Here is an 11,827-nt window from a genome sequence, read left to right as displayed (position 1 = left end):
GCTACTTCAACCCGATGGCCGCGCAATCCGCCGCGTAGGGGGCCGTGCAGATCTGCCGGACGGTGTAGACGTTGTCCGCGATCACCGTCTCCTTGATCTTGTCCTTCGTGAGGGAGACCACCGGCACGAGCATCGCGGGGATGTGCTTCTTCGTCGGGCTGTCGACCGTGTCGCGAGTCAGCGCGTCGAAGGCGATGTCACGGCCCTGGACCTTGTTCACCGCCATCTCCGCGGCATAGTTGGCCTCGTCCAGGAACGGCTTGTACACGGTCATGTACTGCTCACCGGCGACGATCCGCTGCACCGCGTCCAGGTTCGCGTCCTGCCCGGTCACCGGCGGGATGTTGGTCGCGCCCGATTCCTTCAACGCGTCGATGACGGCGGCGGCCATGCCGTCGTTCGCCGAGTAGACGGCGGCGATGTGGTCCAGGCCCACCGACTTGATCGCCTGCTTCATGTGCGCCTTGGCGACCGCGGGCGACCACTTGTCGGTGTCGTACCGCTCGACGATGTCGACCTTGCCCTGGAGTTCGCCGAGCGCGCCCTTCTCGAACTGCGCGGTGTTCGGGTCGGCGGGATCGCCGTTCATCATGACGACCTTGCTGTTCGCCCCCTTCGAGGCGAGTGCCTCGGTGATCGCGCGGCCCTGTACCTGGCCGACGAGTTCGTTGTCATGGGAGACATACGCGTCGATCGGACCCTGCGCCAGACGGTCGTACGCGATGACGGGTATGCCTGCGTTCTTCGACTTCTGCACGTCCGGTGCGATGCGCTTGGCATCCACGGCATCCACCAGGATGACGTCGACCTTCTCATCCACCATGTGCTGGAACTGCTGACTCTGCTTGGCCACGCTCGCCCCGGCGTTGGCGTAGAGGACCTTCCCCTTGTCGTGCGTGAGCGATGCGACTTCCTTCTTGATGATGGGGTAGTCGAACTTCTCGAAGCGTGCCGTGTCCCGGTCGGGCAGGAGCAGCCCCACGGTGATGTCATCGCGCGCCGGGGCTGCGGAGCCGCCGCCCCCGCCGCTCCCACCGATGGCTCCGCACGCGGAAAGTGAAAGTGCGGAAGAGAAAGCGGTCAGGGCTGTGGCAGTACGGCGAACAGCGGTCCCGCGGATGGTACGAGTATTCACGTCAGGGGGTGCCTTCCGGACCAGGGAGCAACGTCGCGTCCCGAGTGGCCGTTAGCCAAGCGGTGAATGATGTGACACGTCAAGATGTTGTCGTAACAAATTCACCGCCGCGTGCGGTTACCGGTCAGTTACCCGTCCGACAGTTGCCGGTCACACGTGCGGTGCGTGCTGCAGGTGTCCCGGGGCCAGGGGAGCGGCGTTGAGTTCGCGTACCAACTGCGGGGTGAGCAGTTCGCCGACGCGGCCGGCGAGGACGGCCATCTCGTAGCCGACCAGGCCGACGTCACACCCCTCCGCGGCGAGGACGCCGAGGCAGCTGCCGTCGCGGATGCGACCGACCATGAGGAAGCCTCCGAGCATTTCGATCATGACGAGTTTCATACCGTGGAAGCCGTGTGCCGTCGCCGCGTTCTGGGCGAGGCTGGTGATGCCGGAGACAACGGCGGCCAGGTGATCGGCGCTGTCTCGGCCGAGGCTCTCCGAGGCGGCCATGAGCAGCCCGTCGGAGGAGACGGCGACGGCTGCCGTGACGCCGTCGGCGGTGCGTACGAATTCCGAGATGAGCCACCCGAAATTCTGGACGGCGGTGGTCACGATGACGCTCCTTGTGTACTTCGGGCCTCGGCACGGGCGACGCCTGCTCGAAAGCCGTTGAGCAGGGAGGAGACAGCGGGCCTGGCGGGGGGTGATGTGGTGGAGGAGCCCTCCGCGGGGGCGAGCAGGCGCCGGGGAAGGGCAAGGAGGGCGGACAGGCCGCCCCCGGTGGTGTCGAAGAGGTGGACCTGGACGCCTTCACCGAGGCGGTGGGCGAGTCGGCCGACGACGAGGTGGCCGAGGAACCGGGTGGGTGTGGTGAGGAGGGCTTCCTCGCCGGCGTCGCCGAGGCGGGCGTTGGCACGTTCCTTGTCGGCTTCGGACATCCCGATGCCGTGGTCGACGACGGCGAAGCAGTAGGTGTCGTCCTCGGTGTCGTACCAGCCGTGCACCTCGACCGGTTCGTTCGGCGGCGAGAAGGTCAGCCCGTTCTCGATGAGTTCGGCAAGGAGGTGGGCGACATCGGCGACGGCGTGCCCGCGCACCCGCACCGGCTCCACGGGCGCGATCAGGACCCGCCGGTAGTGCTCCACCTCGGCGACGGCGGACTGGACGACTTCCAGGCCGTCGGCGGGCGCGGCCGTGGGCCGCGGCGGATTCTGCCCGGCCAGGACCAGGAGGCTTTCGGCGTTGCGCCGCATACGGGTGGCGAGGTGATCGAGCTCGAAGAGTTCGGCGAGCGCGTCCGGGTCCAGTTCCTGCCGCTCCAGCCGGGTGATGAGGCTGAGCTGACGACGTACGAGGTTCTGGTTGCGGCGGCCGAGATTGGCGAGCGATTCGGTGGTGTTGCGGCGCAGGCCGGCCTGCTGGGCGGCCAGTTGGAGGGCGGTGTGTTCCACCTGGTGCAGGGATGTTGCGACCTCGGCGATCTCCGCCGCCCCGCCCAGCAACCGTGCGTCGGTCTCGTCCGGCGCGTCGGCTGTCGGGAGCAACTCACCATGGTCCTGCGGGGCTCGCTGGATGCGGGCGACGGTCGCGGGCAGCCGGTGCCGCGCCACGTCGTGGGCGGCCTCGGCGAGGGCGCCGAGTGGGCGCGTGAGGGAACGAGAGGCGAATGCGGCCAGGCCCGCGAGCAGGGCGGCGATGAACGCGCCCGCGAGGAGGCAGACGGCGAGACCGATCTCGGCGTTGTGACTGAGCCGTTCGGCCCGGTGACTTGCGTCGTCCCCGATCGACTGCTGGACGGCGTACAGATCGTCGACGAGTACGGTCATCGCATCCCACCAGGCGCCGGCGTCCGCGCGCAGTGTCGAGCTGTCGGCGGCGCCTTCTGCCCGGCTCTCGTAGGCGGTGGCGCGTTGGGCCTCCGCGGTGGCGAAGGCCTTGTTCAGAGCCGCGCGCTGTGGTGCGGTGGCGTACTGCCGGAAGCGGGCGAGGGCGGCGACGCGGGTGGCCCGTATCTCGGTGAAGGTGAGGTACTCGCGGCCGTGAAAGCCACGAGCGGCGAACACGCCGTTGAGGAAGCCGCGTTCGAGAGCGACCGACTCCTTGGCAGCGGCGAGTTCCCGCATCGCCGCCAGTGCGTCGCGCAGTTGACGATCGGAACCGGTGGCGGTCTCTGCCACCGGGTCGACGGAGTTGAGGGCGTCGACGGCGTCGGTGTAGAAGGCCAGGGTCGCGGCCCGGTCCGCGGGGTCCGTCTCCGCGGTGTCCGTCTTCTTGGTGTTCGTCTCCGGACTGCCCCTGTCGACGGCTGCCCGGATGCCGTCGAGGCGCTGCAAGTGCCGCTGGACGACTGCCTCGACGGCGCCGTCGCTGTGCATTCCACGAAGCGCCGTGTCAACGCGCTTACGGGTGGCGGCGAGCGCGGGGCGAAACTCCCTCTCCCCTCCCAGCAGACCGTTGCTCAGGCCGCGTTCGCGTTGCAGCTGATGTACAAGGGCCTGGATGCGCAGGCTGAGGCCGACCTCGGAACGGGTCGCCCGGGCATCGCCGAGGGCCTCGGCGCGACCCTGCACGGCGAGCCCGGCCACCGCCAGCAGCAGACAGATCGGGACCGTGATGACCACTGCCACACGACCCCGGATACTCCGCCAGCCAGGCATCGGCCGCCGGCCCTGAGACGTTCCGGCAGTCCGGCGGCGCCCTGAACTGCCCTTGCCCAAAGCGCCCTTGCCAGCGGCGCCAAGCCTGCCGAGCGCCGACTGTAACGGCGTGCACACCTTCATGTTCACGAAGCTAGTCCGACCGCCGTAGCAGCCGGTTTCCGACCTGTAAGGCCGCGTGGGAGATTCAATTGCGCCGCCCTCACACCCAGGGCAACGGGACTGTGACAGTGATGGATGGTGAGGCGCTGCCAGGGCCCGGCGGCGGGCCGGCAGAAAAGGAGTTGCCTGCGGGCGGCATCCTCGCCCATGATCGCCCGCATGGATCTGTAACGACTGCCACGTACCCACAGTCAACCTGTAGCGCGATCGACCTCGGAGCCTGACGACTCGGCCCCCGAGGCGGTACCGCGCCCTCGTGTGCAACCACCAGATCCCGCCCGGGAGCCGCGGCTTGGCCCGCGAGAGCTCCTGCTGAGCCAGAAATCAACCACATCCATGAATATCGACCGCAAGGCCCTGTGGGCCGTGCGTCAGTCCGCCCTGCCCATGGTCGTGCGACCCTGCCTGAACTGCTCGGGGACGCGTCACCATCCGTCGGGCAAGATCCGCGTCAACGCGAACGGCAAGCTCCTCGACGTCTGGCTGCTCCTGCACTGCGCGGTGTGCGCCCGAACCTCGAAGGTGCCCGTCCACGAACGCGTCCACGTGTCGTCGCTGGAACCCGCCCGCCGGGTGGGGTACGAGACCAACGACCCGGCCGCGGTGCGGGAGCTCGCGATGAGCGCGTCGCTCGCCGCGAAGAACGGATACCGCCTCGACTGGACCGGTACGTGGGAACTGGAGACCGACACGCCCTTCTCCGCACTCCACGACCCGACACCGCTCAAGGTTCTGATCAGCTTCGAGCTGCCCGCGCCGGTCCGCGTCGAACGACTGCTGATGCTCGGGCTCGGTCTCAGTCGTACTGAGGTACGGCGCATGGTCGCGGACGGGCGAATCCGCCTGCCACTGACTCCAGGCGCCAAGACTCATCGGGACTTCGAGCTCACCATTGACCGCCGCTGAGGCACAGATGTAGGACATGGAGCGGCTCAATCGGATCAGCGTCATCGCCGCCGCCCTGGCCCGCCGCCCCGACACGGTCTGGGTGGACGTCCTCGGCGGCGGGGACGAAATCTGCACCATCCTGTTCCTGGAGGGGCCGGACGCACGCAACACGCTGCTGCGCGAGCTTCCCGGCCGCCTTCAACTGGAGCGGCGGCCTTGCTGTCAGAAGCAGAACTGACCAGTCTGCGGCAGCAGGACGGCCGAGCCTCCTGCCCTCTGAGCCGGAGATACCGTTCACTTCGCGGATGTTTCAGTGTCGAGCTGCTCCAAGACGGCCTGCCCCGCGGCACGGTGCTCGGCGGCCCCAGCCGGATCCGTCTCGTCGAGCACGATCGCGATGCCTTCGTGGGCCAGCGCTTCCGCGTACCGGTTTCCCAGCTCGGGGGCCAGCTCCAGTGCCTGTCGGTGCAGCCGTAGTGCCTCTTCGGGCAGGCCCGCCAGTCGGCAGGTCTCGCCGTAGCCGTTGAGGAAATGGATCTTCCAGTGTTCCTCGAACAACTCGTCCAGCAGCGCGAACGCCTCGCGATGGCTGGCGAGAGCCTCCTCGTACCGGCCCATCTGCCGCAGCGCGACACCCAGGCAGTTGAGGCACCACGCCTGGTTGTGCAGATGCCCGTCGTCGCGGGACAGCGCCAGCGCCCGGTGCAGGTGCTCCGCCGCCTCGTCGGGATTCTCGCGGGCGATGGCGACGCCGAGCGTGATCCGGGCCGTCAGAGCGGGCGGCCACGCGGGGTCGGTGTGGGGGATGCCCAGCACCTTGCCGGCCCGCCGAGCCGCCTCCTCACGGTGTCCCAGCTGCAGCATCGCCCAGGCCTCCGAGGCGGCCGCGTGGGCGGCCTCGGTCGGGCAACCGGCCTTCTCGTACAGCTTGGCCGCCAGCCGGAAGAGTTCGAGCGGCTCCTCGACGTGCCCCGCGTCCCAGTTCAGATAGCCGCGTCGTACGGCCAGTTCGGCCTCCGCCCGCTCGTTCCCCGTCTGGGCCACCCGGAGTCCGGCCGCCTCGTACGCCGACGCGGCCTCCGCCATGCGGCCCGCGTTGTACCGCGCGAACCCCAGATCGCTGTGTGCCTCGGCCAGTTGCAGCGGATCGCCCAGGCGCTCGGCGGCGGCAAGCGACCGCTCGAAGAGCACGTTGAGATGGGTCGTGCCGCAGCGTCGCGCGAAGTACGTCCGCAAGAAGCGCGGCAGCTCACACACGTGCACGTCGGCCCCGACGGCGGCTGCCGTCTCGAACGCGGCCATCAGGTTGCCGTACTCCGTCACGAGCCAGGCGAAGGCCGCGTTCTTGTCCGTGAAGTGCGGCAACTCGGCGGGAGGTTGGCCCGCGGAGACCGTGCGACCGGGCGACAGGAACGGCATCGCGGCATCGGCGGCGGCCGCCGCGTGCACGTAGTAGTCGAGCACGCGGCCCAACGCCCGTTCCCGCTCGGCCGCCGAGTCCTGTTCGGCAGCGGCCCGGCGCGCGTGCTGGTGCACCAGGTCGTGCAGCCGATAGCGGCCCGCCGTCGGCTGCTGGACGAGGTGTGCGTCGAGCAGGTCCTCCAGCATGGCCCGGGCGCTGCGCAGCGGCACGTCCGCCAGTGCCGCAGCCACGTACTCGTCGAAGGACTCGCCGGGGATCAGGCCCAGCATCCGGAAGAGACGAGCCTGGGACCGGTTCAGCTGCCGTACCGACATGGCGAGCGCGGTGTCGAACTCGCTCGCGCCCTCGGCCATCCGCTCGACGAGGATGCCCACGGTCCAGCCCGGCCGGTGCCGCAGCCGTGCCGCGGCCAGCCGTAGGGCCAGCGGCAGATGCCCGCACAGCCGCAGGACCTCGGCGGCGGACTCCGGATCGCGGGCCAGCCTGCCCTCGGGGCCGCCCGGATCGCCGCTGGCGCGAACCAGCAGCTGCGCGCTCTCCTGCGGGGTCAGCACGTCGAGTGAGACCGGGGGCACCTCGTCCAGGCCGAGGAGCCGGTTTCGGCTGGTGATGACGGCGACGGAGTCGCCGGCGCCGGGCAGCAGCGGGCGGACCTGGTCGGCGTCCGCGGCGTTGTCGAGAACCACGACGACCCGCCGACGGGCCAGTTCCGACCGCCAGCAGGCGGCCAGTTGCTCGATGCCCTCCTGCGGGACTCTCTCTGACGGGACGTCGAGTGCGCCGAGCAGCATCCGCAGCGCGGAGTCGGGATCGAGCGGGGGCCGGCCCTCGGTGAACCCGTGCAGATCCACATAGAGCTGGGCGTCCGGGAAGTCGGCGGCAAGCCGGTGTGCTGCGTGCACCGCCAGACAGGTCTTGCCGACGCCCGCCATGCCGTCGACGGAGACCGCCCGATGGCTCTCGATCGCGGCGAACACGGCGGCGAGCCGCTCCTCGCGTCCGGTGAAGTCCGGTACGTCGCGCGGCAGATCGTTGCGGGGCACCGTCCGGACCTGGCGGCTGCTCTTCGGAGGCGCCGGCAAGGGGTTCGAGGTCCGTTCCCACAGCGGACGCAGCGGGCGGGGGTCGCGCTTCACGAGGCGGCAGAGGGCGACGACCGCGGGCCAGGGCGGCACGGTCTGCCCGTTGAGGTAGCGCGACAGGGACGAGGAGCTGAGGCCGGCGTCCCGCGCCAGAGCCCGTACGCCGAGCCCGGACAGTTCCTGGAGCAGGCGCAGCCGGGCCGCCAACTCGTCCTGCGGATCGGCCTTCGCCGTCCCTTCCTGCGCGTCCACCCTTGTCCCCCGCCTTTCCGTCCCGTTGCGGCAGAAGTCTTGCCAGCCGACTCGCCGCTGGTCAAGGCCGTTTCAGCTGTCCCACGGTGTCCCACCGCCGTGGTCGTGACAGACGGACTCGGCTGTCATGGAATCACGCCCCGGGGCAACGGGGCGCCGACCCGGAAGAGGAGCAGACCGAGATGCAGTCCCGTATGGAGAACCCCGCCGTCGTACTGTCCGGTGCGATGCAGCCCATCCAGGAGATCCTCAAGGCCGCGCACTCCGGTGGAGTGGACGGGCAGACGCTGGAGCTGGTCCATCTGCGTGTCAGCCAGATCAACGGCTGCAGCGCCTGCGTCGACGGCGGCGCCAGGGCGGCCCGCAAGGCCGGAGTGAGCGATGAGCGGCTGGCCACGGTCGCCGCTTGGCGGGAGGCCCCGTACTTCACCGAGGAGGAGCGGGCGGCCCTCGCGCTGGCCGAGGCCGCGACCCGGCTTGCCGACCGTCCCGACCCGGTGAGCGACGAGGTCTGGGACACGGCCGCCACCTACTTCGACGAGAAGCAGCTGGCCGCGATCGTCCTGATGATCGGCGTCACCAACCTGTTCAACCGGCTCAACGCCACGACCCGTCAGATCGCCGGCGCGTGGGGATGACCTGGGCCGCGGCCGCGGCACCCCTCCGGCATGAAGATGTACCCATTCAATCCGCTCAACGTGAGGAAACCGCTGTGAAGGACGTACAGAAGAAGAGCACCGCCGTCGCTGCCGACAGGTCGTCAGAGCGATTCACGGACGAGGAACGGGCGGCGATGAAGGAGCGGGCCAAGGAGCTGAAGGCATCCGCGCGCCGCGGATCGCGTGCGGACAAGGCGGCCGAGGAGGAGGCCGCGGTGCTCGCGAAGATCGCAGAGATGCAGGATTCGGACCGGGCCATGGCCGAACGGATCCACGCCGTCGTCAAGGCGAGCGCGCCGGAACTCGCGCCGAAGCTCTGGTACGGGATGCCCGCGTACGCCAAGGAGGGCAAGGTCGTCTGCTTCTTCCAGAGCGCTGAGAAGTTCAACGCGAGGTACGCGACGTTCGGCTTCAGCGACAAGGCGAACCTCGACGAAGGCGCCATGTGGCCGGCCTCCTACGCCCTGAAGGAGCTGACCGCCGCGGACGAGGCGAGGATCGGCGAGCTGGTGAAGAAGGCGGTGAACTGAGGCAGTACAACCGTTCCGCGCACTCGTGTGTCTGATCGGCAACGCACGAGCTGAGGAGGGGCATGGCCGATCGCTGGGACCTTCCTCCTGTAGGTCCGGGCGCCGCGCCCGAGAAGTGGTTGCTGCGCGTCGGGTTCGTGGGCCTCCTCATGGCGGCCCCAGGTGTGGCGGTGGGCTATTTCGAGGGGTTTCAGGACGACACGGAGGCCGGTGCCTTCGCCTGGCTCATGATGTTCTTCGGCGGTCTGCTGATCGGCGTCACGGCGTGGGTCGGTGCGATACGTCGCCTGGAGCCCGAGTCGAGGAGGGAACGGCGTCGCAGGACCGCCGCCCGACGTTCCCGGCAGGTGCCCCTCCCTGCCGCGGAGCTCGCCTATGAGAATCTCCGCGAGGCTGCGGTGTGCTCCGCGGCCGAGGCTGTAGATCCGCGGTCGCCCGCATCCGTGACCGGCGGCCGGTCACGGTTGGTCTGGTGGCGCAACCGCAGCTTGCTCACTGCCTTCGGCCTTCCCCTCATAGCTGCCTGGACCGTCGTCGTGGCGCTTTTCGGGTTCGGCGGCGTACTGCACTTCTTTGGTGGGACCACCGACCGTGGGTACCTCTTCCTCGCGGGCTCGGTCTGCGGCCTGGTGGCGTTCGTATGGAAGGCGCGGCTCGCCCGGGCTGTCGCCCGGGTGGCCGTCAGCGAGCACGTACGCCCGATGCGCTGGCTGCTTCTGCGTGAACCGGAGGCGGGAGATGCCTACTTGGTGCTTTACCCGGCCGAGGGCGATCCGGACGATACTTTGCCCATGCTTCTACGGCTCGCCGAGAAGAAGGATGCAAGAGGCCTCCCGCCGGCGGGTGTCGCGGACGTCCACGGCCTGCTTCGTCCGGTCACCGTGCTCGTACCGTGGATCGGCGGTTCACCTGTGTGGACCGACCACCCCGTGGCAGCCCTCGACCTGACGACTGAGCGCGACCGAGCGCGGCTGACCTACCTCAAGGGATCCAAGTCCCTCGGCCGATAGGCGCTCTTCGCACAATGGCGTGCCGGGGCCGGCGGTCCGGACGGTCAGCCGTGTTGCGGAACCTTTGCGCACCTCCAGCCGGAGGCTACCGTCCAGAACTACGGAGGCGCTCCCGGGCCTCACGCCGAAACGTCTCGATAAGTGCCCCAACGGCAATCAGAACGATCGCTCCGGGTACCAGAGCCCACACTCCCTGCCGTGCCCCGACAAATGCAGCCACCACAGCCGCGGTGATTGATGCGGCGAGAAGGGCCGTCTTGTCTCCCGGACCGCCTTGCGAGGCCACGGCCATTCGCTGCGCCACGACGCGACGCGCCTGCAACGCGGCCGAGCGCTCCCAAAGATCACGGCGCGCTTCACCGCTGTAGCGCGACAAGATCTCATCGGCGTACTCCGGATTGGAAAGCAGAACCTCAAGCAGTTCCAGTTCGTCGTCTGGACGCGGTTCTCCACGCCTGAACCTGCCTTGCATCTAACCCCTCCAGCTATTGAATAGGCGAATGCTAAGGGTGCTCAATTGAGGCCCCCAATAGGTTCGCCAGAACCCGCAGGAGGTTCTGGTGGGAGGCATCCAGACTGCCGGCTTTCGGAGCATCGACGATGAGAACCCCTTTGGGCGTGCCAGCCACCTTGACCGAAACCGCAGCGAGCGTTTGATACCCACTTCCAGGCGTGGGCTTGATGTCGGGGTCATCCTTGACGTTCGTGGGTGGACACTCACCGCCGACCTTTACGAGGTCGATCAGGGCGACATTCCCCGGCTTGCTCGGGTCGTAATCAAATTTGCTCCGCGGCGGATTGGGGCGACCCCGGTAGTCCAGCATCTTGAGTTTATTTGATGCGGCATCCAGCTCGTAGTAGACGCATCGCGAGTCGGCACCGATACCCATGACCGCGGCCTCCAGGGTGGAGGTCAGTATCTGACCCTTCGCACGGTTCTTGTCGGCATCGTGCGCCCGCACGCCTGCGTCGATCAATTCACCCATGTGCCTGGATACGGGATTCAGGCCGGTTTGAAGTGCTCGGGTGAGCTGAGCTGTGGCATCTTCGGCCACCCGGACCGCAATCCTCCTGGATCGTTCGGAAATGAGCTGCAGAATAGCGGCACCTGCGGTAAAAGTGACACCGACGCCGATGTAGAACGATTGATCGGAATTGGATTTGGAGTTTCCTGCCAACGTTCCATAGTAATAGGCGCCCGTGGCAAAGGCTACGGTGAAGAGAGATAATAGTCCACGAAGCGCCTTGCCCCACCATCCGCTGTTCATAAGCCCCCCGATATTGATTTTGCGGAGCCGTTACGCCGTCTCAATCTCTACTCGACCGCGACCGGTCCGGGCCCGTCGACCCAGACTGGCCCAACCCCGGACTCGCCTGTGATTCGTTGCGCCCTGTTGTTACCCAACGGTGACGGTACGTGAAACGGCGCGGACCCCGCGTCCTGGAAGGGATCCGATGCGTTACGGTGCCGCATCGTGGAGTGCGCAACTACGCGGGCTTCCAACCGCTCGCACCGGACCGCGGCCTTCCCGTCGATCTGTCGGGCGGCATGCGTGCGAAGCTGGGGTCCTGGGTTGCCGCGGGCACCCTGTACGGCGCGAGTTGGGTCAGCTGGGCGGAGCTCGATTCGATGGATCTCGCGACCGCGCCCGATCGGTTCATCGGCCGGCTGACCTGGCGCCCGACATCGCTGCCATCGACACTGCATCAGCAGCTCGTGTCCGATTCCTGGCCGTCGGAGACTCTGTCCGTGGTGGGCGTGCCGCCCGCGGACTTGCGCAGCGCGACGGAACGCGTGGAGTGGACCACCGACGAAGTGATGTGCACGTACGAACCGCTGACCGTCGGCGCTGTCCTGGGACCTGAAACCCACTGGCCACATGTCTTCGCCGTGATGAAGGCTCTGGCAGGCCGCTTCGGTGATGACGGCGTGCGCCTGGTCGTCGCGTTCGACTGACCCCAGCGTCGTCATGATCTTCGTCGTGGAGCCGGTCCGAAGCCGCGTGTCCGCCCCCGTTGGACGCCCAACTGCAGTCTGTGGATGGAG

At 68.2% G+C, this 11,827-nt stretch carries 11 protein-coding genes; 6 read left to right on the top strand and 5 right to left on the bottom strand.

Annotation, left to right across the window (positions count from 1 at the left end):
* Nucleotide 1: 1 nt before the first annotated feature.
* The 3 genes from ACFY1J_RS21890 to ACFY1J_RS21880 all read right to left on the bottom strand — a co-directional run bounded on the left by ACFY1J_RS21890 (nt 2) and on the right by ACFY1J_RS21880 (nt 3,744).
* Nucleotides 2-1,120: a sugar ABC transporter substrate-binding protein gene (locus tag ACFY1J_RS21890; protein ID WP_390708103.1), complete on the bottom strand. Its 1,119-nt coding sequence runs from the start codon at nt 1,118-1,120 to the stop codon at nt 2-4.
* Between the two features lie 165 nt (nt 1,121-1,285).
* Nucleotides 1,286-1,729: a roadblock/LC7 domain-containing protein gene (locus tag ACFY1J_RS21885; protein WP_390708039.1), complete on the bottom strand. Its 444-nt coding sequence runs from the start codon at nt 1,727-1,729 to the stop codon at nt 1,286-1,288.
* Nucleotides 1,726-3,744 (bottom strand): nitrate- and nitrite sensing domain-containing protein, encoded by a 2,019-nt coding sequence (locus ACFY1J_RS21880; protein ID WP_390731714.1) that lies wholly within the window; start codon nt 3,742-3,744, stop codon nt 1,726-1,728. Before ACFY1J_RS21880 ends, ACFY1J_RS21885 begins: the two co-directional genes overlap by 4 nt.
* Nucleotides 3,745-4,272: 528 nt before the next feature.
* Between ACFY1J_RS21880 and ACFY1J_RS21875 the strand changes: the two genes are divergently transcribed.
* Both ACFY1J_RS21875 and ACFY1J_RS21870 read left to right on the top strand, forming a co-directional pair.
* Nucleotides 4,273-4,842, top strand: coding sequence for a DUF1062 domain-containing protein (locus ACFY1J_RS21875; RefSeq protein ID WP_390731713.1), 570 nt, complete (start codon nt 4,273-4,275; stop codon nt 4,840-4,842).
* Between the two features lie 16 nt (nt 4,843-4,858).
* Nucleotides 4,859-5,062, top strand: a complete 204-nt coding sequence (locus tag ACFY1J_RS21870; protein ID WP_390708036.1) for a hypothetical protein — start codon at nt 4,859-4,861, stop codon at nt 5,060-5,062.
* Between the two features lie 56 nt (nt 5,063-5,118).
* Here ACFY1J_RS21870 and ACFY1J_RS21865 read toward each other — a convergent pair whose 3' ends face one another.
* Nucleotides 5,119-7,581 (bottom strand): tetratricopeptide repeat protein, encoded by a 2,463-nt coding sequence (locus ACFY1J_RS21865; protein ID WP_390708035.1) that lies wholly within the window; start codon nt 7,579-7,581, stop codon nt 5,119-5,121.
* 182 nt (nt 7,582-7,763) lie between these two features.
* Between ACFY1J_RS21865 and ACFY1J_RS21860 the strand changes: the two genes are divergently transcribed.
* The 3 genes from ACFY1J_RS21860 (at nt 7,764) to ACFY1J_RS21850 (ending at nt 9,780) form a co-directional block, all read left to right on the top strand.
* A complete protein-coding gene (locus ACFY1J_RS21860) occupies nt 7,764-8,219 on the top strand; it encodes a carboxymuconolactone decarboxylase family protein (protein WP_390731712.1) in 456 nt (151 codons plus the stop codon).
* A 155-nt stretch (nt 8,220-8,374) separates the two neighbouring features.
* On the top strand, nt 8,375-8,770 hold the full coding sequence (locus ACFY1J_RS21855; RefSeq protein ID WP_390708102.1) for an iron chaperone: 396 nt from the start codon (nt 8,375-8,377) through the stop codon (nt 8,768-8,770).
* Between the two features lie 62 nt (nt 8,771-8,832).
* Complete coding sequence (locus ACFY1J_RS21850; RefSeq protein WP_390731711.1) at nt 8,833-9,780, top strand: hypothetical protein; 948 nt, start codon at nt 8,833-8,835, stop codon at nt 9,778-9,780.
* 503 nt (nt 9,781-10,283) lie between these two features.
* Here the strand turns inward: ACFY1J_RS21850 and ACFY1J_RS21845 are convergent.
* Nucleotides 10,284-11,048 carry a GAF domain-containing protein gene (locus ACFY1J_RS21845; RefSeq protein ID WP_390708032.1) on the bottom strand — a complete coding sequence of 255 codons (765 nt, stop codon included), beginning with the start codon at nt 11,046-11,048 and terminating at the stop codon, nt 10,284-10,286.
* A 212-nt stretch (nt 11,049-11,260) separates the two neighbouring features.
* Here ACFY1J_RS21845 and ACFY1J_RS21840 point away from each other — a divergent pair, with 212 nt between their 5' ends.
* Nucleotides 11,261-11,737, top strand: coding sequence for a hypothetical protein (locus ACFY1J_RS21840; RefSeq protein ID WP_390708031.1), 477 nt, complete (start codon nt 11,261-11,263; stop codon nt 11,735-11,737).
* The last annotated feature ends 90 nt before the right edge of the window (nt 11,738-11,827 follow it).

It is taken from the genome of Streptomyces sp. NPDC001406, assembly GCF_042895285.1.
In the GTDB taxonomy this organism is placed as follows: domain Bacteria; phylum Actinomycetota; class Actinomycetes; order Streptomycetales; family Streptomycetaceae; genus Streptomyces.
The sequence above is the reverse complement of the archived record's forward strand: the minus strand, read 5'-3'. Positions and strand labels throughout refer to the sequence as shown.